This window comes from Nonomuraea sp. IBHARD001 (assembly GCF_056106265.1).
This window is the reverse complement of the sequence record NZ_JBWBBW010000002.1, coordinates 5,632,329-5,656,380: the sequence shown is the minus strand read 5'-3', so window position 1 is coordinate 5,656,380 and position 24,052 is coordinate 5,632,329. Positions and strand designations below refer to the sequence as shown.

General features: G+C 70.4%; 24 protein-coding genes. 18 read left to right on the top strand and 6 right to left on the bottom strand.

The genetic code is table 11. From position 1 onward, the window contains the following. Positions 1-137: 137 nt before the first annotated feature. The 9 genes from ACTWNK_RS27815 (at position 138) to ACTWNK_RS27775 (ending at position 9,967) form a co-directional block, all read left to right on the top strand. Positions 138-590 (top strand): hypothetical protein, encoded by a 453-nt coding sequence (locus tag ACTWNK_RS27815; protein ID WP_474307492.1) that lies wholly within the window; start codon positions 138-140, stop codon positions 588-590. Positions 591-663: 73 nt separating this feature from the next. Further along, the gene (locus ACTWNK_RS27810; protein ID WP_474311007.1) at positions 664-1,917 is read left to right on the top strand and encodes a replication-associated recombination protein A; all 1,254 of its coding nucleotides are present in this window, start codon (positions 664-666) and stop codon (positions 1,915-1,917) included. 112 nt (positions 1,918-2,029) lie between these two features. Next, entirely contained in the window at positions 2,030-2,419 is a 390-nt protein-coding gene (locus ACTWNK_RS27805; RefSeq protein ID WP_474307491.1) for a DUF948 domain-containing protein, read from the top strand. Then, positions 2,419-2,640 carry a hypothetical protein gene (locus ACTWNK_RS27800; RefSeq protein ID WP_474307490.1) on the top strand — a complete coding sequence of 74 codons (222 nt, stop codon included), beginning with the start codon at positions 2,419-2,421 and terminating at the stop codon, positions 2,638-2,640. The genes ACTWNK_RS27805 and ACTWNK_RS27800 overlap by 1 nt, the downstream gene beginning before the upstream one ends. A 46-nt stretch (positions 2,641-2,686) precedes the next feature. Beyond that, positions 2,687-5,359 carry an alanine--tRNA ligase gene (alaS, locus tag ACTWNK_RS27795; protein ID WP_474307489.1) on the top strand — a complete coding sequence of 891 codons (2,673 nt, stop codon included), beginning with the start codon at positions 2,687-2,689 and terminating at the stop codon, positions 5,357-5,359. A 4-nt stretch (positions 5,360-5,363) separates the two neighbouring features. Further along, positions 5,364-5,846 carry a Holliday junction resolvase RuvX gene (ruvX, locus tag ACTWNK_RS27790; protein ID WP_474307488.1) on the top strand — a complete coding sequence of 161 codons (483 nt, stop codon included), beginning with the start codon at positions 5,364-5,366 and terminating at the stop codon, positions 5,844-5,846. Next, a complete protein-coding gene (gene mltG, locus ACTWNK_RS27785; RefSeq protein WP_474307487.1) occupies positions 5,843-7,414 on the top strand; it encodes an endolytic transglycosylase MltG in 1,572 nt (523 codons plus the stop codon). The genes ruvX and mltG (ACTWNK_RS27785) overlap by 4 nt, the downstream gene beginning before the upstream one ends. 259 nt (positions 7,415-7,673) lie before the next feature. Continuing rightward, positions 7,674-8,816, top strand: a complete 1,143-nt coding sequence (mltG, locus tag ACTWNK_RS27780; RefSeq protein ID WP_474307486.1) for an endolytic transglycosylase MltG — start codon at positions 7,674-7,676, stop codon at positions 8,814-8,816. 311 nt (positions 8,817-9,127) lie between these two features. Then, on the top strand, positions 9,128-9,967 hold the full coding sequence (locus tag ACTWNK_RS27775) for a shikimate dehydrogenase (RefSeq protein ID WP_474307485.1): 840 nt from the start codon (positions 9,128-9,130) through the stop codon (positions 9,965-9,967). 45 nt (positions 9,968-10,012) lie between these two features. Here ACTWNK_RS27775 and ACTWNK_RS27770 read toward each other — a convergent pair whose 3' ends face one another. Together ACTWNK_RS27770 and ACTWNK_RS27765 are read right to left on the bottom strand one after the other, a co-directional pair. Then, positions 10,013-10,429, bottom strand: a complete 417-nt coding sequence (locus ACTWNK_RS27770) for a PIN domain-containing protein (protein WP_474307484.1) — start codon at positions 10,427-10,429, stop codon at positions 10,013-10,015. Continuing rightward, positions 10,426-10,674: a type II toxin-antitoxin system Phd/YefM family antitoxin gene (locus ACTWNK_RS27765; RefSeq protein ID WP_474307483.1), complete on the bottom strand. Its 249-nt coding sequence runs from the start codon at positions 10,672-10,674 to the stop codon at positions 10,426-10,428. Before ACTWNK_RS27765 ends, ACTWNK_RS27770 begins: the two co-directional genes overlap by 4 nt. A gap of 257 nt (positions 10,675-10,931) precedes the next feature. Between ACTWNK_RS27765 and infC the strand changes: the two genes are divergently transcribed. The 8 genes from infC (at position 10,932) to ACTWNK_RS27725 (ending at position 18,862) form a co-directional block, all read left to right on the top strand. Next, positions 10,932-11,627 carry a translation initiation factor IF-3 gene (infC, locus tag ACTWNK_RS27760; protein ID WP_474307482.1) on the top strand — a complete coding sequence of 232 codons (696 nt, stop codon included), beginning with the start codon at positions 10,932-10,934 and terminating at the stop codon, positions 11,625-11,627. A gap of 149 nt (positions 11,628-11,776) precedes the next feature. Next, a complete protein-coding gene (gene rpmI, locus ACTWNK_RS27755) occupies positions 11,777-11,971 on the top strand; it encodes a 50S ribosomal protein L35 (RefSeq protein ID WP_474307481.1) in 195 nt (64 codons plus the stop codon). Positions 11,972-11,994: 23 nt separating this feature from the next. Continuing rightward, positions 11,995-12,378: a 50S ribosomal protein L20 gene (rplT, locus tag ACTWNK_RS27750; protein ID WP_474307480.1), complete on the top strand. Its 384-nt coding sequence runs from the start codon at positions 11,995-11,997 to the stop codon at positions 12,376-12,378. Positions 12,379-12,495: 117 nt separating this feature from the next. Then, the gene (locus ACTWNK_RS27745; RefSeq protein WP_474311005.1) at positions 12,496-13,290 is read left to right on the top strand and encodes a TrmH family RNA methyltransferase; all 795 of its coding nucleotides are present in this window, start codon (positions 12,496-12,498) and stop codon (positions 13,288-13,290) included. Between the two features lie 272 nt (positions 13,291-13,562). Further along, a complete protein-coding gene (locus ACTWNK_RS27740) occupies positions 13,563-14,645 on the top strand; it encodes a sensor histidine kinase (protein ID WP_474307479.1) in 1,083 nt (360 codons plus the stop codon). A 145-nt stretch (positions 14,646-14,790) separates the two neighbouring features. After that, positions 14,791-15,831 carry a phenylalanine--tRNA ligase subunit alpha gene (gene pheS / locus ACTWNK_RS27735; RefSeq protein WP_474311004.1) on the top strand — a complete coding sequence of 347 codons (1,041 nt, stop codon included), beginning with the start codon at positions 14,791-14,793 and terminating at the stop codon, positions 15,829-15,831. Beyond that, entirely contained in the window at positions 15,831-18,377 is a 2,547-nt protein-coding gene (locus ACTWNK_RS27730) for a phenylalanine--tRNA ligase subunit beta (RefSeq protein WP_474307478.1), read from the top strand. Before pheS ends, ACTWNK_RS27730 begins: the two co-directional genes overlap by 1 nt. A 251-nt stretch (positions 18,378-18,628) precedes the next feature. After that, complete coding sequence (locus tag ACTWNK_RS27725; RefSeq protein WP_474307477.1) at positions 18,629-18,862, top strand: hypothetical protein; 234 nt, start codon at positions 18,629-18,631, stop codon at positions 18,860-18,862. A 16-nt stretch (positions 18,863-18,878) separates the two neighbouring features. Here the strand turns inward: ACTWNK_RS27725 and ACTWNK_RS27720 are convergent, their stop codons facing one another. From ACTWNK_RS27720 to ACTWNK_RS27710, 3 genes are all read right to left on the bottom strand, one after another. Then, positions 18,879-20,141, bottom strand: a complete 1,263-nt coding sequence (locus ACTWNK_RS27720; RefSeq protein WP_474307476.1) for an MFS transporter — start codon at positions 20,139-20,141, stop codon at positions 18,879-18,881. Between the two features lie 130 nt (positions 20,142-20,271). Further along, positions 20,272-20,622, bottom strand: coding sequence for a nuclear transport factor 2 family protein (locus ACTWNK_RS27715; RefSeq protein WP_474307475.1), 351 nt, complete (start codon positions 20,620-20,622; stop codon positions 20,272-20,274). A 52-nt stretch (positions 20,623-20,674) separates the two neighbouring features. After that, complete coding sequence (locus ACTWNK_RS27710; RefSeq protein ID WP_474307474.1) at positions 20,675-21,073, bottom strand: hypothetical protein; 399 nt, start codon at positions 21,071-21,073, stop codon at positions 20,675-20,677. Positions 21,074-21,266: 193 nt separating this feature from the next. Between ACTWNK_RS27710 and ACTWNK_RS27705 the strand changes: the two genes are divergently transcribed. Next, positions 21,267-22,361, top strand: a complete 1,095-nt coding sequence (locus ACTWNK_RS27705) for a hypothetical protein (protein ID WP_474307473.1) — start codon at positions 21,267-21,269, stop codon at positions 22,359-22,361. Here ACTWNK_RS27705 and ACTWNK_RS27700 read toward each other — a convergent pair. After that, entirely contained in the window at positions 22,358-24,025 is a 1,668-nt protein-coding gene (locus ACTWNK_RS27700; protein WP_474307472.1) for a class I adenylate-forming enzyme family protein, read from the bottom strand. The two genes, ACTWNK_RS27705 and ACTWNK_RS27700, sit on opposite strands and share 4 nt — an antisense overlap. Between the last annotated feature and the right edge of the window lie 27 nt (positions 24,026-24,052).

The following is a 24,052-nucleotide window of genomic DNA, read 5'->3' as shown; positions in this document are numbered from 1 at the left end:
AGGCTAACGACGTTAGCCGAGCAAGCGCGTTCTCATGTGGCGCTCATGAGCGAGCCGTAGACAAGATCTGGAACCCGACCGTGATGAGATCCGTACGTGATGAGATCCGTAGTCGGTACGAGAACGGGAGTCGTGACATGTTCGACGAGATACTCGGCCTGCCGGCCCACGCGCTGATCATTCACGCGGCCGTCCTGCTCACGCCTCTGCTGGCCGCTGTCGCGGCCGTCTACGCGCTGGTGGCCCGCTGGCGGCCCGTCATGGCCTGGGCGCTCGTCGGGCTCTCGGTGGCGGCGCCGCTTTCGGTGTTCGCGGCCGAGCGCAGCGGATCGGCGTTCAAGCAGGCCGCGTTCGCCGACGTCGAGGGCGAACTCGGCGCCCGCATCGCCACCCACGAGAGCTTCGCCGCCCCGCTGCTGTGGACCACGATCGGCCTCGGCCTCGCCGGGCTGGCGCTGGTGTTCGCCTCGGCCAGGATCGGCCGCGCGGGCTCGCTCGTGCTGTCGGGCGTCACGGTCGTGCTGGCCGTCGTCGTCGGGTACTACGTCTTCCAGGCGGGACACTCCGGAGCCACCGCGGTCTGGGGCTAGTAACCTCGACGGTGTGGACAGCCTGTTCGACTCGGCGGCCGAAGAGGCCACCCCACAGCCTCTGGCCGTGCGGATGCGCCCCCGCTCGCTCGACGAGGTGATCGGCCAGCGCCACCTGCTCGGGCCCGGCACGCCGCTGCGGCGGCTGGTCGAGAGCGAGGCGCCCATGTCGTTGTTCCTGTGGGGGCCGCCCGGCACCGGCAAGACGACGCTCGCCTACGTGGTCGCAGGCGTCACCAAGCGCCGCTTCGTGGAGATCTCCGCCGTCTCGGCCGGGGTCAAGGACGTGCGCGCCGCCATCGAGCAGGCCAGACGCGACCTCGGCATGAACGGCAGGCAGACCGTCCTGTTCGTCGACGAGGTCCACCGCTTCAACAAGGCACAGCAGGACGCCCTGCTGCCCGCCGTCGAGAACCGCTGGGTCACCTTCATCGGCGCCACGACCGAGAACCCCTACTTCTCCGTCATCTCGCCGCTGCTGTCACGCTCGCTGCTGCTCACGCTGGAGTCGCTGACCGACGACGACGTGCGTCAGGTGCTGGAGCGCGCCGTACGCGAGGAACGCGGGCTCGGCGGCAGGGCCACGCTCACCGCCGAGGCGCTCGATCACCTCACCCGCCTGGCCGGAGGCGACGCGCGCCGCTCGCTGACCTACCTGGAGGCGGCGGCGATGCTCACCGACGGGCAGGGCGAGATCGGCGTCGACGTCGTGGAGAAGGCCGTCGACAAGGCGGCCGTGCGCTACGACCGCCAGGGCGACCAGCACTACGACGTCATCAGCGCCTTCATCAAGAGCATGCGCGGCTCCGACGCCGACGCCGCCCTGCACTACCTGGCCCGCATGATCGAGGCCGGTGAGGATCCCCGCTTCATCGCACGCAGGATCGTCATCTTCGCCTCCGAGGACGTCGGCATGGCCGATCCCACCTGTCTGCAGGTCGCCGTCGCCGCCGCGCAGGCCGTGCAGCTCATCGGGCTGCCCGAGGCCGCCCTCAACCTCTCGCAGGCCGTCATCCACTGCGCCCTGGCCCCCAAGTCCAACTCCGCGACCAAGGCCATCCAGGCCGCCGCAGCCGACGTGCGCAAGGGGCTGATCGGCCAGGTGCCCGGCCATCTGCGCGACGGTCACTACCCGGGGGCCAAGAAGCTCGGCCACGGCGACGGCTACCGCTATCCGCACGACTTCGAGCACGGCCTGGTCCGCCAGGACTACGCGCCGCAGGAGGTGCGCGAGCGGCGCTACTACGAGCCGACCAGGCACGGGGCCGAGGCGCCCGTGGCCGAGCGGTGGGCCAGGATCCGCGAGTTCCTGCGCGGCGGCGGCTGAACTTCCGCCGATCTTCACCGCGTGGCGGCACGGCCACCTCGCCGCGTCAGGCGCCCGTATCCGGCACGATAGGGTCTTCTCCATTCACGCGCCGAGGGGATCGGATCCGCAGATGCTTACCGCTGGAGAGGTCGCCGGCCTGATCGTCGCCATGTTCTGGGCGATCCTGGTCTGCTTTCTCGTCGTGGTCCTCGTCAAACTCGCCAAGCTGCTCGGCCAGACGACCAAGATGGTCGCCGACCTCAGCGAGCGTGTCGTGCCCCTGCTCGACGACGTGAGCATGACTGTGAGCGAGACCAACAGGCAACTCGTCGCCGTCGAGGCCATCACCAGGGACGTCAAGCAGGTCAGCGGCAACGCCGCCAAGTTCAGCGACGTCACCCAGACGCTCGTCACCGGCCCGCTGATCAAGCTGTCGGCGCTGGGCACCGGCGTGCGCAGGGCCGTCGAGGCCCGCAGGGGCCCGCGCAGGGCACGCGCACTGCAGGGACGGCGGCGCTGATGATCCGCAGGCTGTTCTACATCTCGCTCGGCGCCCTCATCGCGGTGTGGGCGATGCGCAGGCTTGCGGCACTTCGTCCCGATCACGTTGCCCGCAGGGCCGTGGGCTCGGCCGCGGGCATGCTCACGCAGGTGAGAGACTTTACGTCGGAGGCACTCGACGAGGCCGCCGACCGCGAAAACGAGTTGCGGGCCCGTTACGGGCTCGACACCGTTGACTGACCCGTCGCCTCCGACGACACCTACTACGTAAAGGACGGCCGCTGACATGGATTCGGCAGAGATCGCCCGCCGCTTCCTGCGCTTCTTCGAGGAGCGTGGGCACAAGGTCGTGCCCTCGGCCAGCCTGATCGCAGAGGACCCCACTCTGCTGCTGGTGCCCGCTGGCATGGTGCCGTTCAAGCCCTACTTCCTGGGCCAGCGCAAGCCTCCGGCCAGCCGGCTCGCCAGCGCGCAGAAGTGCGTGCGCACCCCCGACATCGACGAGGTCGGCAAGACCACCAGGCATGCCACCTTCTTCCAGATGCTCGGCAACTTCTCCTTCGGCGACTACTTCAAGGACCAGGCCATCCCCTTCGCCTGGGACCTGCTGACCAAGCCCGAGGCCGAAGGCGGGTTCGGCTTCCCCGAGGACAAGCTCTGGGTCACCGTCTACCACGACGACGACGAGGCCGCCGACATCTGGCACAAGCAGGTCGGCGTCCCGCTCGACCGCATCCAGCGCCGCGGCATGGCCGACAACTTCTGGTCGATGGGCGTGCCGGGGCCGTGCGGTCCCTGCTCGGAGATCTACTACGACCGCGGTCCCGAGTACGGCGTCGACGGCGGCCCCATCGCCGACGAGAACCGCTACCTCGAAGTGTGGAACAACGTCTTCATGCAGTTCGAGCGCGGTGCGGGCGGCGACAAGGACGGCTTCCCCATCCTCGGCGAACTGCCGAGCAAGAACATCGACACCGGCATGGGCCTGGAGCGCATGGCGGCGATCCTGCAGGGCGTCGACAACATCTACGAGATCGACACCACCTACAAGATCCTCGACAGGGCCGCCGAGCTGACCCGCACGCGCTACGGCCGCGACGCCCGCAACGACGTCAGCCTGCGCGTCGTCGCCGACCACGTCCGCACCGGCACCATGCTGGTCGCCGACGGCGTCATGCCAGGCAACGAGGGCAGGGGCTACGTCCTTCGCCGCATCCTGCGCCGCTCGGTGCGCAACCTGCGCCTGCTCGGCTCGGGCGAGGACCGCTACATGCACGAACTGACCTCGGTCGCCATCGACGTCATGGGCGAGCAGTACCCCGAGCTCAAGGCCGACGCGCCGCAGATCCACGCGGTCATCGACGCCGAGGAGGCCTCCTTCCTCGGCACGCTGCGCACCGGCACCGCGATCTTCGACGTGGCCGTCGAGGAGAGCAAGCGCAAGGGCAAGGCGGCCCTGGGCGGCGAGCAGGCCTTCCAGCTGCACGACACCTACGGCTTCCCGATCGACCTCACGCTGGAGATGGCGGCCGAGCAGGGCCTGAAGGTCGACGAGGAGGGCTTCCGCCGCCTCATGAACGAGCAGCGCGACCGGGCCAAGGCCGACGCCAAGGCGAAGAAGACCGGCAATGCCGACGTCTCCGTCTTCGGCACGCTGCTGGAGAAGGCGGGCAAGGTCGAGTTCCTCGGTTACGACGAGACCGTCGCCGAGTCCACGATCATCGGCATCATCGTCGACGGCGGCTCGGTCCCTTCGGCGGGCGCGGGCAGCACCGTCGAGGTCGTGCTCGGCCGTACCCCGTTCTATGCCGAGGGCGGCGGTCAGCTCGCCGACCAGGGACTGATCCGGACCCAGAGCGCCGAGGTGGAGATCGTCGACGTGCAGTCGCCGGTCACCGGGCTCGTCGTGCACCGGGGCAAGGTGCGTTCGGGCGAGCTGCGCGTCGGCGACGAGGCCCAGGCCGAGATCGACCTGGAGCGCCGCAAGGCCATCTCGCGCTCGCACAGCGCCACCCACCTGGTGCACCGCGGCTTCAAGAACTTCCTCGGCGAGTCGGCGGGCCAGGCGGGCTCGGAGAACTCTCCCGGCCGCTTCCGCTTCGACTTCACCTCGGCCGGTGCGGTCTCGCCCTCGGTGCTGCGCGACGTCGAGGACGAAGTCAACGCGGTCCTCATCAACGACCTGCAGGTCAACGCCTTCTACACCAGCCAGGCCGAGGCCAGGGCGATGGGGGCGCTGGCGATGTTCGGCGAGAAGTACGGCGACGAGGTCCGCGTCGTGGAGATCGGCGACTACTCGCGCGAGCTCTGCGGCGGCACCCACGTGCACAGCTCCGGCCAGCTCGGCCTGGTCAAGATCCTCGGCGAGAACTCCGTCGGCGCCGGTGTGCGCCGTGTGGAGGCGCTCGTGGGCATGGACGCCTTCCGCTTCCTGGCCAAGGAGAGCCTGCTGGTCGCGCAGCTGTCGGAGCAGCTCAAGGCACGGCGCGAGGAGCTGCCCGAGCGGGTCGAGTCGATCGTCACCAAGCTGCGCACCGCCGAGAAGGATCTTGAGCGGCTGCGCTCGGCCCAGGTGCTCGCCATCGCGGGCGAGCTCGCCTCGCAGGCCCGTGACCTGCACGGAGTCTCCGTGGTGACGCACCGCGCGCCTGATGGCACCGGGGCCGACGACCTGCGTAAGCTCGCCCTTGACGTGCGCGGCAGATTCCCGACCGACCGAGCGGCGGTGATCGTGATCGCCGGTGCCCCCTCCGATCGACCGGTCGTGGTCGCCGCGGTCAACGAGGCGGGGCGCGAGCGGGGGCTCAAGGCCGGGCAACTGGTCGGCGTCGCCGCCAAGGCGCTTGGGGGTGGCGGTGGCGGCAAGGACGATGTCGCTCAGGGCGGCGGAGCCCGTCCAGAGGCGATCGGCGAGGCACTGCGACTGGTCGAGGAGACCATCGCCGGGCAGCTCGCCTGACATCATGAGATTCGGCTCACGACTCGGCGTCGACGTCGGGTCCGTACGCATCGGCGTGGCACGCAGTGATCCTTCGGGACTGCTGGCCACGCCGGTGGAGACCGTGCGCAGAGGTCCCGGCGACCTCGACCGCATCGCGGCCGTGGCCGCCGAGCACGAGGCGGTCGAGGTGATCGTCGGCCTGCCGACCTCGCTGTCCGGCCGCGAGGGCCCCGCCGCGGGCCTGGCCCGAGCCTTCGCCCTCGACCTCGCCGTACGGCTCGCGCCCACGCCCGTGCGGCTGTGGGACGAACGGCTGACGACGGTCACCGCACAGCAGGGGCTGCGCGCCTCCGGCGTACGGGCCAAGAAGCAGAAGAACATCGTCGACCAGGCGGCGGCCGTCGTGCTGCTGCAGGCCGCGCTCGACGCCGAACGCGCCACCGATCGGCCACCAGGCAGACCCGTCGATCCGCCCACCGCGGCGGACGACGGGCCTGCCCGATGACCGGCCCGACCGAAGGGCCCGCCGACGAGCGGGACGACGACATCATCCCCTTCTCCCAGGAGCCGGACGAGGGTGCGGCGGGAACGTTCCAAGGGGGAGAGGCCGGCTCTCCCGCTGACGCGCAGGGTGCTCGGGAGGCTGAGGGCTCGCACGGCGCGCCGGAGTCTGCCGCCGATCCGCTCGGCGCCGGGGCGTCGACGGCGGACGGTTCGCCCGGGGGCGACGGCGGGCGGTTCGCCTCGGCGGGCGACTCCTCGGGCGGGCGAATGTCCGGGGAAGACTCCGGCGAGAGCGCGGGCCAGGATTCCGGCCAGGCCCAGGGGTCGGATTCCGGCCCCGTTGCGACTTCGCCCTCCGGGCCGGAGACGCAGTCGCACCTGGGGGACGCAGCGCACTTCGACCCGGGCCAGGGGGCCGACCCCGGCCGGGACTTCGACTCCGACCCCGGCCAGAGGCCCGGCTCCGGGGCCCAGGCCGGCCGCGGTGCCGACGGGGCGGACTCCGGTCATCCCCGTGGTGCCGAGGATGGTGGGCGGCGGCCTGCTGCGCGGAAAGCGCTGGTGTTGCTGGGTGGGGCCGCGGCCTCTGTTGTTGCGCTCGGGGTCGCCGGATATGTCGTGGCGAAGCCGTACTTCAGTCCGGACGACTATGACGGAGCGGGCAACGGGACGGTGACGATCAAGATCGCGCAGGGGAGCACGGCGGGTGACGTCGCGGCGGTGCTGGCCGATGCGGGGGTCGTGGCGAGTGCGCGTTCGTTCGTGAATGTGGCGAAAGAGCGCGACAAGTCGGGCAGCCTGCAGCCGGGCCACTACCGCCTGCGCAAGGGCATGGCCGCCGACGCCGCGCTCGACCTGCTGCTCGCCCCCGAGGCCAAGGTCGTCAGGCGGGTGACCCTGCCGGAAGGCATGAGGATGAGCGAGGCCTTCGACCGCCTGGCCAAGGACCTGCGACTCCCGGTGGCGCAGTTCGAGGCCGCGGCGAAGGAGAAGCTCGGCCTGCCCGGCTATGCGAAGGGCCCGGAGGGCTTCCTGTTCCCGGCCACCTACGAACTCGAGCCGGGCCAGGGACCACACGACCTGCTGGCGAGCATGGTGGCGCGCTTCGGCGACGCGGCGGCGAAGGTCGACCTGGCCGGGCGCGCCGAACAGGTCCATCTGACGCCGCTCGAAGCGGTCACGGTGGCCAGCATCGTCCAGGCCGAAGGCGGCAGGGACGAGGACTATCCAAAGATCGCCCGAGTGATCTACAACAGGCTCAGGACCGGCACTCCACTGCAGCTCGACACCACCGTGCTCTACGCCCAGGGGCGCAGGACGCTGAAGGTGTCGGACAAGGACACGAGGGTCGGTTCGCCGTACAACACCTATACCAACAAGGGTCTGCCGCCAGGGCCGATCTGCAACCCGGGGGAGAAGGCGCTGATGGCTGCTCTCCACCCTGCCAAGGGAAACTGGCACTGGTTTGTCACTACAGATCCGGAGCATAGAATCACGAAATTCACCGACAAAGAGAGCGAGTTCGTGAGATACCGGGAAGAGTTGAACGAGTACCTCGGGACGCATTGATGCTCGTCGGGACACCCCCCGTCCCGCCCGGGATCCACCCGATCCCGACGCGGAGTCCGAGGCCCCTGATCAGGCAAGGGGCACTCGCGCTCCGACCGTCCCCTAGCATGGCTACCCAGAGTTATATCCGCTGGTCATCGATGCATGACCGGCGGATTCCCCCGTTCGGCTCGGTAACCCCCGTCGGTTTGGCCCATCCCCTTGACGCCAGGCCGTTCCTACCGGGAGATTGGCCAGCGCATCTATGAACGATCTCGACATGGACTTTCTGCTCGGCGCCGAGGATGACGAGGGTCAGCCACGGCGCCGGTCGCGCTCCAGCGGCGGCGGCCGCAGCAGGCGCAGACGCAGACGCCGCAACAGGGGCGGCTTCCTGGCCCCGATGCTGGCATTGATCGTGCTCCTCGGCATCATCGGCGGCGGCGGCTACTACGGCTACCTCTGGCTCAGCGACGTCATGGTCCCCGACGACTACACCGGCGCCGGAACCGGCGAGGTGATCGTCGAGATCAAGGCGGGTCAGACCGCCTCACAGGTGGCCGAGACCCTGGAGAAGCAGGGCGTGGTCAAGAGCTCGCGCGCCTTCGCCAACGCCATCGCGGCGGCGGGCAAGAGCTCCGACCTGCACCCGGGCGAGTACTCCCTGCGCAAGCAGATGTCGGCCGCCGACGCCGTCACCCTCCTGCTCGACCCCGCGGCCAAGCTGCAGGACCGGGTGCTGGTCAAGGAGGGGCTGCGCCTGTCGGACACGCTGGCCGTACTGGCCAAGGCGACGGGCAAGCCGCTGAAGGAGTTCCAGGCGGCGGCCAAGGACGGCGCCGCGCTCGGCCTGCCGGACTACGCCAAGGGCAGGCTGGAGGGCTACGCCTTCCCGGCGACCTACACCTTCACCCCGAAGCAGACGCCCGGCGACATCCTCACCGCGATGGTGGAGCGTTTCAACCGCGCCGCCGACGAGGCCAAGCTGGAGTCGGCCGCCCGCGACCTCGGACGCACCCCGCACGAGATCGTCACCATCGCCAGCATCGTCCAGGCCGAGTCCGGCAAGCCGGAAGACATGCCGAAGGTCGCCAGGGTCATCTACAACCGCCTGACCCGCGACCCGGAGATGAAGCTGTCCATGGACAGCACGGTCTTCTACGCCCTGAAGAAGTACGGCATCGCGGCCACGCACAAGGACCTGGAGACGCCCTCCAAGTACAACACCTACCGCTATCTCGGCCTGCCGCCCGGCCCGATCAGCAACCCGGGCGACCATGCGATCGAGGCCGCGCTGAACCCGGCCAAGGGGGACTGGCTGTTCTTCGTCACCACCGACCCGAAGAACCGCATCACCAAGTTCGCCACGACCGAGGACCAGTTCGCCCTGCTGAAGCAGGAGTTCGAACGCAACAGGAGCTGAGCCGGGGGCTCACCTCCGTCGCCCGGGACGCCTCTCGCGCGGTGTGCCGGGCGATGGCGCGTTCCCGGGGACCCGCGGGGGAGTCGGCGGTGCTCGGGCGGGCTGGGGGCTATCGGGATGCGGGTGCCGCGGCCTAGGCTTCCCGGTCATCGGGTGTGCCGCCGAGCTGTGCTGCGGCATTCCCGGGTGACGGCGATGTGCGATGCGCCGCTCTCACCTCATGAAGCCTGACGCGCCCTCCCGGCAGGGGAGTGCTCGTGTACGTGGAACGGTCGGCCGGAGGTGGTCGGCAGGACGGAAGGGAAGCTGCAGTGGTGCGCAATGATGGCGGTTCTCGGGGAAGGGCCGCCGTGCTCGGCTCGCCGATCGCCCACTCCCTCTCACCCTTCCTGCACCGGGCCGCCTACGAGGCCATGGGCCTGACCGGCTGGAGCTACGAGCAGCACGAGTGCGACGAGGCCTCGCTGCCGGCCTTCGTGGCCCAGACGTGGTCGGGGCTCAGCCTGACGATGCCGCTCAAGCGGGCCGTGCTGCCGCTGCTCGACTCGGTGTCCGACCTGGCCGTCGAGGTGGGCGGCGCCAATACCGTGATCTTCGACTCGGTCGGCGCCAGGCACGGCGACAACACCGACGTCTACGGCGTCGAGCGGGCGCTGGCCGAGGCCGGTGTGCCCAAGCCGGGCTCGGCCGTGATCCTCGGCGGCGGCGCGACCGCGGCCTCGGCGCTCGCGGCACTGCGCAATCTCGGCCTGACCGAGGCCACCCTGGTGGTTCGCGATCCGGCCAGGGCGGGGGAGACGGCCGAGGTGGCCGACCGGCTGCGGGTGAACCTGACGCTGGCGACGTTCGCCGGGCTGGACGACGTGCTGGACGTCGAACTCGTCATCTCCACCCTGCCCTCCGGCGCCGCCGACCGTTTCGCCGATCGGCTGAGCCGGGTGCCGGCCCTGTTCGACGTGGTGTACTCGCCGTGGCCCACTCGGGTCGCGCATGCCGTACAGGAGCGTGGTGGCACGGTCATCGGCGGGTTCCCGATGCTGTTGCACCAGGCCGTGCGCCAGGTCCAGCTGATGACCGGTCGCCTGGACGTGCCCGTCGAGGTCATGCGGGCCGCGGGTGCGGCCGAACTGGCCCGGCGCGCGAGCGCCTGACGGCCCGGCGGGCGGTCAGGCGCTCACGGTCAGGTGGTCAGGTGGTCAGGGGGTCGGCTCGAAGGGGTTGACGTAGCGCACGCCCGTGGCCTCGATGTCCTTGACGTTGCGGGTGACGAGGGTCCAGTTGTGGGTGATGGCCGTGGCGGCGATCAGGCCGTCGGTGATGGCCGTGGGTCTGCGGGCCTGGATCCGGCCCCACTCCTGGGCGATCTCGGTGCTGACCGGCACCACCCGGGTGCCGAACTCCGCCAGCAGCCGCTCCAGCCAGGCGTCGAAGGAATGCGCGCGCCGGGTGTCGCGGCGGCGCATCAGCTCCACGCCCTTGCGGATCTCGCCGACCGTCAGCGTGCTGATGTAGAGGTTGGGGCCGTGCACGGTGTCGAGCCAGTCGGCCACGCTCGGGTCCGGCGTCGGGCGGGTGACCTCGGAGACGACATTGGTGTCGAGCAGGTGGCTCATCCGAGGTCCACCTCGCGACCCATGTCGTCCGAGCGGGTCAGGTCGAGCTCGCTGAGATCGGGTCCGGACAGCAGAAATTCCTTGAAGTCCGGTGCGTCGCCGCGCAGATGGAGATACTCAGACATGTCGAGGATGACGGCGATCTCCTTGCCGTGCCGGGTGACGATCTGCGGGCCCTCGTCGTGGGCTCGGCGGACCACCTCGCTGAAACGCTGTTTGGCTTCCTGCAGCTGCCACATGGCCATGACGCCACCTCCACACTCAGGGCTTACCGTCTAGTCTGTCTAGATGGTAGCGCGACCACGCCCCGGCGCGGGAATGATTCGGAGCTCTGCTTTGCTTGTGGTAACGTAACTCCCTGATCGGTCCGGCATGCTTGCTGGACGCGCAAGCGGAGGTCTCCCTCCCACCTGGTTCGCTGCGAGGCGGTCGGGTCCAGGATCACGCCGGACTTCTCCGGGGAGCTTACGGTCATCGGGCCGGTCGAGCTCAGTGGCCCCGCATGCGCGACGTGCGGGGCTTTTCGCGTCTGTCGCGAGAGCTTCCGGCCACGACGACCGCAGTGGGAATTTGCTACCTAGGAGGCCCCATCAGCACTGAGCCCCGCATCAACGAGCGCATCCGTGTGCCCGAGGTTCGCCTCGTCGGCCCCAACGGCGAGCAGGTCGGCATCGTGTCCATACACGACGCCCTGAAGCTGGCCCAGGAGTCCGATCTCGACCTCGTGGAGGTCGCGGCCACGGCACGTCCGCCCGTTTGCAAGCTCATGGACTACGGCAAGTTCAAGTACGAGTCCGCGATGAAGGCGCGCGAGGCGCGCCGCAACCAGGCGCACACGATCATCAAGGAGATCAAGCTCCGTCCGAAGATCGACCCGCACGACTACGAGACCAAAAAGGGTCACGTGGTGCGGTTCCTCAAGGCCGGTGACAAGGTCAAGGTGACGATCATGTTCCGCGGTCGCGAGCAGTCGCGGCCCGAGCTTGGCTTCCGGCTCCTGCAGCGGCTCGCAGAGGATGTGACGGACCTCGGGTTCGTCGAGTCCCAGCCGAAGCAGGACGGCCGGAACATGATCATGGTGATCGGCCCGCACAAGAAGAAGGCCGAGGCGAAGGCCGAGAAGGCCGCCGCCAAGGCGCACCGCGACGACGACGAGTCGCCGGCCGAGGTGGTCGAAGAGGCCGCGGCGCAGGAGTGACTCGCGGTTCGGGTTAGCCTTACAGGCGCGCCCCAGCCACCGCGCGATGAAGAAGCCGGAACCGGGTCCGGTTCCGCAGTCAGGCATGCCCTTGACTCGGGTGAACCGGCCCGGGATATCGGCACGGACGAATAGGGAGAGACGGCGACATGCCGAAGATGAAGACGCACAGCGGTGCGAAGAAGCGGTTCCGGGTCACCGGCACCGGCAAGGTCGTTCGCCGCAGGGCGAACCGCAAGCACCTGCTTGAGCACAAGCCGTCCACCCGCACGCGCCGGCTCGCCCCGGACGTGGTCATGTCCGACGCCGACACCAAGAAGATCAAGAAGCTGCTCGCTAAGTAGCGCGAACCCCCGGGGAGATTGACATGGCACGCGTGAAGCGGGCGCTCAACGCCAAGAAGAAGCGCAAGGTCGTACTCGAGCGCGCCAGCGGTTACCGCGGCCAGCGCTCGCGTCTGTACCGCAAGGCCAAGGAGCAGATGCTCCACTCGATGACCTACGCCTACCGCGACCGCAAGGACCGCAAGGGCGCTTTCCGCCGCCTCTGGATCCAGCGCATCAACGCCGCTGCCCGCCAGAACGGCATCACGTACAACCGCCTGATCCAGGGTCTGCGTCTGGCCAGCATCGAGGTCGACCGCAAGATCCTCGCCGACCTCGCGGTCAACGACGCCCAGACCTTCGCCACGCTCGTCGAGGCCGCCAAGAAGGCGCTGCCCGCGAACGTGAACGCGCCGGTCGCCGGCTGAGGCACCAGCTCGTCACGCAAGGGGTCCACCCACCGGTGGGCCCCTTGCTCATTGGCACGCACCGACCTGTACGGCCCGGCCGTACGGTCGGCGCTTTCTCGCGACAGGGGGACGGGCATGGAGCTGACCAACGTGAGGTCGCCGAGGGTGAAAGCGGCCAAGCGGCTGACCAAACGCGCCTTCAGGGATCGCGACAAGGCCTTCCTCGCCGAGGGCCCGCAGGCCGTACGCGAGGCGTTGAAGCTCGACGGCGTCACGACGGAGCTCTACAGCACGGCCGAGGCCGAGCTCAGGCATGCCGAGCTCATCACCGCCGCCACCGCGCAGGGTGTGCCCGTGCACCGGGCCAGCGGCGAGGTCATGACCGAACTGGCCCAGACCGTGACGCCGCAGGGCCTGGTGGCCGTGTGCAGGTTCGTCCATGTGCCGATCGACCGGGCGGTGCCCGAAGGCGCCGTGCTGGTCGCCGTGCTCGCCCACGTGCGCGATCCCGGCAACGCGGGAACGGTCCTGCGTACGGCCGACGCCGCCGGGGCCGACGCCGTGGTCTTCACCGACGCCTCCGTCGACCCGTACAACGGCAAGTGCGTCAGGGCCAGCGCGGGCAGCCTGTTCCACACGCCGATCACCACCGGCGTGCCCGTCGCCCAGGCGGTGGCCCATCTCAAGGAGCGCGGCCTGCGCGTGCTGGCCGCCGACGGCGCGGGCAAGCACACGCTGGACGACGTCGAGCTGGCCGGACCCACGGCATGGGTGTTCGGCAACGAGGCGTGGGGGCTGCCCGCCGAGATCCTCGACCTGTGCGACGACGTCGTCCGCGTCCCCATCTACGGCCAGGCCGAAAGCCTGAACCTCGCCACGGCCGCCGCCGTGTGCCTGTACGCCTCGGCCAGGGCGCAACGGGGAGTCTGAGGGAGGGGCGCTCGCACGGGCGAGCGCCCTCACGGTCACACCCGCCCCTATGGCCCCCTACGTTTCCAGCATCCCGGCGTCCCTTTCGCGCACGCCACCGCACGCGCCGCCCTCAGCCCCGTCTGCGCGAACATCGTCGCGCGCCTGCGAAAACCCCTGTGAACCCCTCGGAAAACGCCGTGCGAGCCGCTCGCCGGGCGGCTCGGCGAGGGTGCCCTTGGATGCTGGAAACCCGCTATTGTCGGCCTTGTAGGTCGCGAGGAGGCGGGGTCGTGCAGGGCGAGGATAGCGACGAGCGGGATGCCGATCAGTCCTCCGTGCTGGCCGTCGACGAGCTGCCCGACGGTCTCATCGTGGCCGATCACCTGGGGGTCGTGCTGGCCGTCAACCAGGCCGCGGTGCGTCTGACGGGAGTGCCCAAGCGGCAGGCGCTGGGCCGCGACATGCACGACGTCTTCCCCTTCCGCGACCACGACGGACGTGAGTGGTGGAAGTGCCTGGACCTGGAGACCGGCCTGCGCACCCGCATCAGGACACCGGAAAGGCCGCTGCACCTGCCCGGCGGCCAGGAGCTCTACGTCGCGGCCAGGCTGGTACGCGAGCCGGAGCGCTGCGGCGACGTCAAGCGGGTGACGATCACGCTGCGCGACGGCGGGGCACGCGCCCGGCTGGAGCGCAGCAGGGCCGATCTGGTCTCCACCGTCGCCCACGAGCTGCGCTCGCCGCTGACCAGTGTCAAGGGCTTCACCGCCACCCTGCTGGCCAAGTGGAGCCGCTTCACCGACGAGCAGAAGCGCGTCATGCTGGAGACCGTCAACAACGACGCCGACCGCGTGACCAGGCTGATCACCGAACTGCTCGACGTCTCCCGCATCGAGTCCGGCCGCCTCGAGGTGCACCGCCAGGTCGTCGACCTGGAGGCCAGGACCCGCCGGGTGGTCGCGGGCCGGGTGGCGGCGGGCGAGGCCGAGGAGCGCTTCCGCGTCGAGGTGGCCGACGACCTCCCCGAGATGTGGCTCGACCAGGACAAGATGGACCAGGTCCTGGCCAACCTGGTGGAAAACGCATTGCGCCACGGACGGGGTACGGTGACGATAGGCATCGAATCCGTAGGCTGGGGAGTGGCCGTGTCCGTGCGAGACCAGGGTGAGGGCATCGCGCCCGAGCTGGCTCCGCGCGTCTTCCGGCAGTTCTGGCGCGGCAACAGCCGCAGGCGCGGCGGCACCGGTCTCGGCCTGTTCATCGTCAAGGGCCTGATCGAGGCGCACGGCGGCGCGATCGCCGTGCAGCGTGCGCCCGAAGGCGGCGCGGAGTTCCGATTTACCGTGCCCACCGGCACGCCAGACTTCGCCTGACGCCCGGTGGGCTGCGCACAGCGCACGAGCCCGCATGCCGATCCGACTAGACTCGGGTCCGCTCAAGCCCTGGATACGGAGCTCACTCTTGTCTGACTACGACCCCGTCGAGGTCACGCCTCTGCACGCCGACGAGCTGGCGCGCATGGAGGCGGAAGCCGTCGCCGCGATCAAGACCGCCGACGGCCTCGACGCACTGAAGCAGGTCCGCCTCGCCCACGCGGGCGACCGCTCGCCGATCGCCCTGGCCAACCGCGAGATCGGCGCCCTGCCGCCCGCGGCCAAGGCCGAGGCCGGAAAGCGCGTGGGCGCGGCCCGCAAGGCGATCAACGAAGCGCTTGCCGTACGGCAGGCGGAGCTGGAGGCCGAACGGGACGCGCGTGTGCTCGTCGAGGAGGCCGTCGACGTCACGCTGCCGTGGGACCGGCTGCCCAAGGGGGCCAGGCACCCGCTGACCACCATGCAGGAGCGTGTCGCCGACTCCTTCGTGGCCATGGGTTACGAGGTGGCCGAGGGACCCGAGCTCGAAGGCGAGTGGTTCAACTTCGACGCGCTCAACATCGCCACCGACCACCCGGCGCGCTCCGACCACGACACCTTCTTCGTCGAGTCGACCGACTCGGGCAAGGTGCTGCGCACGCAGACCTCGCCGGTGCAGATCCGCGCGCTGCTGACCCGCAGGCTGCCGGTCTATGTGATCTCGCCGGGCAAGGTGTTCCGCACCGACGAGCTCGACGCCACCCACACGCCCGTCTTCCACCAGGTGGAGGGCCTGGCGGTCGACGAGGGCCTGACGATGGCGCATCTGAAGGGCACGCTGGACCGCTTCGCCGAGGTGATGTTCGGCGAGGGCATCACGACGAGGTTCAGGCCCAACTACTTCCCCTTCACCGAGCCGTCGGCCGAGCTCGACCTCAAGTGCTTCGTGTGCAGGGGCGCGTCGGCCGTGCCCGGCAACCCGCCGTGCCGCACGTGCAGGTCCGAGGGCTGGATCGAGTGGGGCGGCTGCGGCATGGTCAACCCGCGCGTGCTGGTGGCCTGCGGCGTCGACCCGAGCCGCTACTCCGGCTTCGCCTTCGGCATGGGCATCGAGCGCACGCTGATGTTCAGGCACAGCGTCGAGAACATGCGTGACATGGTCGAGGGAGACGTGCGCTTCACGCTCCCGTTCGGAATGGAGATCTGATGAAGGTCCCGCTCTCCTGGCTGCGGGAGCTCGTCGACCTCCCGCCGGTCACCGCGCACGAGGTCGCGGACAAGCTCACCGCCGCCGGGCTCAAGCTCGAAGGCATCACCTCGCACGGCCACGACGTGAAGAACGTCGTCGTCGGCGAGGTGCTGTCGGTGGAGGAGCTCGAAGGCTTCAAGAAGCCGATCAGGCACTGCATGGTCGAGGTCGGCGAGGCCGAGCCGCGCCAGATCGTGTGCGGCGCGACGAACTTCGCCGCCGGAGACCGCGTGCCGGTCGTGCTGCCGGGCGGCGTGCTGCCCGGCGGGTTCGAGGTGGGCGCGCGCAAGACCTACGGCAGGCTGTCGGAGGGCATGATCTGCTCCGAGCGCGAGCTCGGCCTCGGCGACGACCACGACGGCATCATGGTGCTGCCCAAGGGCACGCCGATCGGCACCGACGTGGTCGAGCTGCTCGGCCTGCGCGACGACGTGATCGAGATGGAGATCACCCCCGACATCGGCTACGCGCTGTCGGTGCGCGGTGTGGCCCGCGAGGCGGCGACCGCGTTCGGCGTGCCGTTCGACGACCCGGCCCTGGCGCCGCTTCCGAAGGCCGAAGGGCAGGCCTGGCCCGCCTCGATCGCCGACGAGGGCGCCTGCGACAGGTTCGTGCTGCGCGAGGTCACCGGGTTCGACCCGGAGGCGACCTCGCCGCTGTGGATGCGCACCCGGCTGACCAGGGCGGGCATGCGCCCGGTCTCGCTGGCCGTCGACGTCACCAACTACGTGATGCTGGAGCTCGGCCAGCCGCTGCACGCCTTCGACAGGAGCACGCTGCAGGGTGAGATCGTCGTACGCAGGGCGCGGCCGGGCGAGCGCCTGGAGACGCTCGACCACGCCGTGCGCGAGCTCGACGCCGAGGACATCCTCATCACCGACGCCTCGGGCCCGATCTCGATGGCGGGCACGATGGGCGGCCTGGCCACCGAGATCACGCCGGCCTCGACCGACATCGTGATCGAGGCGGCGCACTTCTCCGCGACCGGCATCGCCCGCGAGTCCAGGCGGCACAACCTGGTCTCCGAGGCGTCCAAGCGGTTCGAGCGCGGCGTCGACCGGGAGCTGCCGCTGGTGGCATCGGCGCGTGCGGTGCGGCTGCTGGTCGAGCTGGGCGGCGCCACGGCGGCGCCCGGCGTGACGCATGCCGAGGTCGAGGTCACGCGGCCCAGGATCGCGATGCCGACCGGCCATCCGGCCAAGGTCGCGGGCGTGCCCTACTCCCGTGAGGTCGTGGTCACGCGGCTGGAGCAGGTCGGGTGCGAGGTGCGGGCGGGCGACGACCCGGCGCAGCCTTCGGGAGGCGTCTCGACGCCGACCTCGCCGGAGCTGGCCGCACGGCTGGCCGTGACCGGCGACGACATGATCACCGTGGTCCCGCCGACCTGGCGGCCCGACCTGACCGACCCCAACGACCTGGCCGAAGAGGTCATCAGGCTCGAAGGCTATGCCAACCTGCCCTCGGTGCTGCCCAAGGCCCCCGCGGGCGCCGGGCTGACCGAGGCGCAGCGGCTGCGCAGGCGGGTCGGCAGGGCGCTGGCCGCGGCGGGCTACACCGAGGTGCTGGCCTATCCGTTCATCGGCGAGCGCGACTTCGACCAGCTGCAGCTGCCCGCCGACGACGAGCGCCGCAGGGCGGCCAGGCTGGCCAACCCGCTGTCGGAGGACGAGCCGCTCATGCGCACGACGTTGCTGCCCGGTCTGCTCAAGACCGTGGTCCGCAATGTCGGCAGGGGCTTCGGCGACGTGGCGCTGTTCGAGACGGGCCTGGTGTACCGCCCTCGCGAGGGCGCGCCCGCCACGGCTCCCGTGCTCGGCGTCGAGCGTGTGCCGACGCTCGACGAGCTGGCCACGATCGCCGCCGCGCTGCCCGACCAGCCGCTGCGCGTCGCGGTGGTGCTGGCCGGGGAGTTCGAGCGTTCCGGCTGGTGGGGGCCGGGCAGGCAGGCGTCGTGGTCGGACGCCGTGCAGGCCGCCAGGCTCATCGCCCAGGAGGCGCGGGTGGAGCTGGCCATCAGCGCCGACCCGCACGAGCCATGGCACCCCGGCCGCTCGGCCGCCCTGTACGTCGCCGACACCCTCGTCGGCCACGCGGGCGAGCTGCACCCCCGGGTGATCGAGGCGTACGGCCTGCCCCCGCGCACGTGTGCGATGGAGCTGGAGCTGTCGCGCCTCGAAGCCACACTGCCCGGCCCCGTGCAGACACCTCCCGTGTCGTCCTACCCGGTCGCCACGCAGGACGTCGCGCTCATCGTGCCCGACTGGACGTCCGTCGCCGACGTCGAGGCGGCGCTGCGTGACGGGGCTGGCGAGCTGCTGGAGTCGGTGCGGCTGTTCGACGTCTACGCGGGTGCGCAGGTGGGCGAGGGCAACAAGTCGCTGGCCTACACGCTGCGCTTCCGAGCGCCGGACCGGACGCTGACGGCGGAGGAGACGACGGCGGCCCGCGAGGCGGCCGTGGCGCTGGCCGCCGACCGCGTGGGCGCCCAGTTGCGCGGCGCGTAGTCCTCAGGTGATCGCGAAGGCCCCGGCGGGCGCACTCCCGCCGGGGCCTTCGCCTTGCGTGCGACACGCCGGACGCGGTCAACTGCCGGTCAAATGGCCTTTCGTCGGCAAAGCGCCTGTTAGAAGGGGAAGTGCCGGTCATGCGGACCGGCCGGGCCGATCCGGGGCCACGGCATCCGCAGGGACCGCAATCGATGATCAAGAAGATAGTCTCGAAGCCCGCACGAGCCCACGACCATGGAGAGCCCCTGATGAGACACCTGCTGGTGTTCGCCGACCGCGAGGACGCCGAGGAGGCGGCCGAGACGCTCGCCGGGTGGTATCCCGCCGACGCGGCGCCGCCCGTCGTCCGTGAGACGCTCGCGGGCGAGGACGACCTGGAGGACGCCCAGTGGCTCGTCGTGATGGACAGGCTCGACGAGGCCGACCTGCCGAGGATCGACGCCCTCCTCGACGGCTACGACGGCTGGCGCGAGCCCGCCTGAGCGCCCCTCGGCGTTCTCAGCCTGCGGCGGCCGCCGCTGCCGCCTCGCGGCGGGCCTTCTCGCGCAGGGCGTGCTCGTCGGTGCGCGCGTCGTAACGCCTGAAGGCGGGCAGCCTGGCCGCCAGTCCGGCCACGGCCAGCACGCACAGCACGCCGCCCGCGCCGAGCGAGAAGCGGAACCCGCCGATCTGCGCCATCAGTCCGGCCCTGGCGTTGCCCAGCATCGGCCCCGTCATGTACGACAGCAGCTCGATCCCGGCCAGACGTCCGCGTAGTTCGTCGGGGATGGTCTGGTTCCAGATCGTCGAGCGGAAGATGCCGCTGATCATGTCGGCCGCGCCCGCGATCGCCAGGCAGACCAGGATGCCCCAGAGCGTCGGCATGAACGCGGCGGCCACCACGGCGAGCCCCCACAGGGCGGCGGCGACGATCACGCCCATGCCGTGCCGGTGCACCCTGGTGGTCCAGCCCGAGGTCAGCGAGGCGATGAGCGAGCCGACCGCACTGGCCGAGAACAGCAGGCCCGCCGCCTCGGCGCCGCCGAAGTGGTCGGCGATGAAGGGATACAACGCGGTCGAGAACGCGAACACCATGGCCGCGATGTCGACCAGGTACGTGCCCATGAGGTCACGCCTGCCGATCGCGTAGCGCACTCCCTCGATCATGGAGCGGATCGAGGCGGGCTCGGCGTCCTCCGAGGGAGGGGCCGAGCGGATGAGCCACAGCAGCACCAGCGACAGCGCGTAGGTGACGATATTGATGCCGTAGGCCGCGGCGGCGCCGTACACGGCGAAGATGACGCCGGAAAGGGCGGGTGCGACGATGGCGCCCAGGTTCCAGCGGAAGCTGCTCAGTGCGGCGGCGGCGGTGAGCTGGTCGTGCTTGACCACGCGCGGCATCAGCGCTTCGAGGCTGGGACGCTGCAGGCTGCCGAGCCCGGCGGTGAGCGCGCCCATGACGTACAGGACCCAGATCTGCGGGTTCGGCAGCATGGCGTTGACGAGCAGGGCGGCGATCGACAGGCACAGGCCGATCTCGGTGTAGAGCACGATCTTGCGGCGGTCGAGCGCGTCGGCGATGGCGCCGCCCCACAGCCCGCACACCAGCATCGGCACGAACTCGGCCAGGCTCATCAGACCGACCGCGACATAGGAGCCGGTGAGCTCCTTCATCTGCAGCGGCAGTGTGATCATGGAAAGGAACGAGCCGAACATCCCGATCACGCCGGAGCCGAACAGCAGCCTGAAGTCGCGCGAGTCGCGCAGAGGACGCAGGTCCATGCTCAGCAGGGACAACCATGATCGGCGCGATTTTCCGGACACGAGATCCTATTGTGCGCACGCCATCTAGTTAGGGCAACCTAATTACCCCCGGACCGAATCGGTCCGGGGGTGGCGGGCGGCCGGTGCCTCAGCCGGGCACCTTGTCCAGGAAGCCCAGCACCTGGCGGATGCGCCCGTCGGGAGCCAGCACCGCCACGTCGAACCCGACCGCGAGCGGCTCCCCGCCTTCCGGCCCCAGGTGCCAGGTGAACCTGACCAGGTCGCCGTGGGCGTCGTAGACCTCTCCCGCGGTGAAGACGAGCCCCGGGAACATGCCCTGCGCCCCTTCGATCACCGCCGCGATGCCCTCGTGCCCGGCGACGTCGGCCATCGGGTCGGTGTAGGTGGCGTCCTCGGTCCACACCTCGGCCACGGCCTTGGCCCTGGCGGCGGCGTCCTTCTCGTTCCAGGCGGCGAGATAGCGGTCGATGAGAGTCATGGGGTGATTCCTTTCGGGAGTCATGGGGGAGGGAGTCGTGGGGGAGGGGAGGTCAGCGTGCGGACTTGCGCAGGCCGACGATCTGCAGTTCGGCGAAGGCGCCGACGACGACGGCCTGCATGAGCGCCCAGACCACGCCGACCGTGGTGAAGTCCAGCGCCCCGGTCACGACCGCGGCGACGCTGGCCAGGGTCCAGACGACGTTCAGCCCGACGACGACCATGGTCGCGGTCCGGGCGGGCCTGGTGGACAGCACGCCGACGGCCAGGCCGTACACGATCAGGAAGACGCCGATGCCGCGCAGCAGGCCGGCGTCGGGGCCGAGCAGGCCGGAGACGGGGCCAGCGGCCACGAGGTAGACCAGGCCGTTGCCACCGGTGACGACGGCGTCGGCGAGAAGGACCAGGCGAAGGAATCGCGTGCGGTCGGCGGTGGCGGTCATGGCGGTCATCTCTGCTCCTCGGGCTGTGCTTGCCTTGCGATGGCTCAACCGTGCCATCGGCGCCCTTACCTGCGCGATTACCTGTCAGGTCATGCGCGGGCACACCTTCCGGACCGGGTGGAGTACGCCGAACCGCTCGCGGCGGCACGCCCGCGCCGTTAGTGTCTGTCTGCGTTCGGGTGACTACGGAGAGGTGTCGGACATGGAAGCGCTGCTGGAGCGGGCCCGCGAGCTGAAGGCCGCCCTGGTGCACCACGCCACCTCGGGCGCGTTCGCGACGGAGCTGCGCGCGGTGCTGGCCCGCTACTACGCCGACGGGCCCGCGGCGGACGAGGCGGCGGCCGTGCTGGTCGTCGACCAGTTCACCCTGCAGCACCGGCTGCCGGGCGGCGACACGGTCGTCGACAGGTTCGTGGCGGCGCATCCCGGGCTCGGCGACGACGACAGGCGGCTCGTGCTGGGCTGGAAGGACGTCGTCGAGGGCGTCTTCGAGGTCGGCGCGCGCGAGGGCGCGGGTGTGCGGCTGGTCAACCTGATCGACGAGCTGACCTACACGACGTACTCCGACCTGGGCGTCGACGCCTTCGAGCCGCTCTCGCCCGGGATGTTCGTGGTGGGCAGGCTGGTGCCGCTCGGTGAGGGGAGCTGGCTGATCAGCGGCACTCCGGCCGTGCACGACGCCTCGCTCAGGCAGCGCCTGGTCGCCGAGGCGGCGCATGTCGCGCTCACCCACCCGGCCCACGTCTTCCGCAATCCCGAGGCGCTGGCCAGGGCCAGGAGGCGTCAGGAGGAGGAGCGGCTGCGCTTCGTCGCGCACTTCGGCGCCGACCTGGTCGTCATGCCGGGCGAGCGCGTGGCCGAGAGCATGCGCGCCTACCTCGGGCCGGGCGCCGACTTCCATCTGCCCGAGCACGTGGCGGCGGCCGAGTCGGTCGCCCTGATCTTCGACGAGCACGAGGGGCTCGGCTACTACGCCGACTTCGCCCTGCTGGAGGCGGCCTTCGCCGATCCCTCGCTGATGCTGCGCAGGCGCTACCGCGACGTGCTCACCGCCTACCTGCGCGGCGACGCGGTCTCACCGGTGCCGCTGCGCAGGCTCGCCGCACGCGACGAGGCCAAGGCCGGGCAGGTGTTCGCCCGGCTGCTCAACCGCAAGGGCTTCCAGTGGGAACGCAGCGGCGAGCTGCTGCTGCGCACCCACAAGCCCGGCTGGTTCGCCGCCGACCGGCTCCCGGCGATCACCCCGGTGACCGCGGTGATCGCCGAACACCTCGGCCTGGATCCGGTCCCCGTCTAGGAGTCGAGCACCTCGCGGCGCAGGTGTGTCTTGAGGATCTTCCCGCCGGGATTGCGGGGGAGTTCCGTCTCGCGGAACCACACATGCGCCGGGATCTTGAATCTGGCGATCCGCTCACCGAGGAAGGCGCGCAGCTCCTCACCGCTCGTCCGCGCGCCCGGCCTGAGCCTGACGACCGCGCCGACCTCCTCGCCGAGCTCGTCGTGCGGCACCCCGATGACGGCGGCGTCGTCCACGTCCGGGTGCTCGAACAGGGCGGCCTCGACCTCGGCGCAGTAGACGTTCTCGCCGCCCCTGATGACCATGTCCTTGGCCCGGTCGACGATGGTGACGAAGCCGTCGTCGTCGACGCGGGCCAGGTCGCCGGTGTGCAGCCAGCCGTTCACGAACGTCTGGGCGGTGGCCTCGGGGCGCTGCCAGTAGCCGAGGATGACGTTGGGCCCGCGCACGCACAGCTCGCCGACCTCGCCGGTGGCCAGGTCGTCTCCCGCCGGGCCCACGACCTTCACGTCCACCACGGCGACGGGCAGGCCGATGCTCTCCGGTCTGGCCAGGTAGTCGGCGCCGCTGTTGAGCACGGCCAGCGCGGTCGTCTCGGTCATGCCGTACCCGTTGGAGGGGGAGCGTTCGGGCAGGAGTTCGGTGATGCGCTCCAGCAGTCTGGGCGGTGCGGGCGCGCCGCCGTAGCTGACGGTGGCGAGGCTGGACAGGTCGTAGGAGCCGAAGTCGGGGTGCGAGAGCAGCTGCCAGGCGTTGGTCGGCACGCCGTTGAAGGTGTTGACCCGTTCGCGCTCGATCAGTCGAAGCGCGCGGCCCGCGTCCCACTTGTACATCAGCACCAGCCCGCCGCCGCTGAACATCGTCGTGGTCAGCACCGCGAAACAGCCCGTCACGTGGAACAGCGGCACGGTCAGCAACGTCACCCTGCGCTGCCCCGCCGACTCGGCCAGGTCCTTGCCCGCGCGCAAGGTGGCCCGCATGAGCGCGTAGGCGATCGTCATCGGTGACTGGCCGAGGTTGCGATGGCTGCCGAGCGCGCCCTTCGGCACGCCGGTGGTGCCGGAGGTGTAGAAGATGGTCGCCGGGTCGTCTGGCGACAGCTCGACCGGCGGCAGCGTCACCCCGTCCTCGACCTCGCCCATGACCTCGTCGAACGCCCGCGCCCCCGGCGGCACCTCGCCGGCGCCCGCCCTGGCCACGATCATCGGCACGCCCGTCGCCGCCAGCCTCCCGGCCCGCTCGCCGTCGGCGACGAGCACGGTCGCCCCCGAGTCACGCACCCCGAAGGCCAGCTCCTGCTCGGTCCACCACGCGTTCAGGGGTACGGCGACGGCGCCGGCGGCCAGCACCGCGGAGAAGGACACCACCCATTCGGGGTAGTTGCGCATGGCGATGGCGACCCGGTCGCCCTTGGTCACGCCGTAGTCGTCGATCAGCCGCCTGGCCAGGGTGGCCGCCCGCCTGAAGTGCTCGGTGTAGGTGAGCTGCTCGTCCTCGTAGGTGATGAAGACCTTGTCACCGTGGAACCCGCTGATCTCCAGCATCGACCGGAAGTGGCCGGGCGCGTGTTTCCAGGTCCGGGTCCCCGAGCCGAGCTCCTCCATCTCGAAGAGCTGGCCTTCCGCCGTGAGCTGGGCCTGTACCTGGGCGTGACTGAGACTCATGCCACCTCACAGTACCGAGCGGTAGGT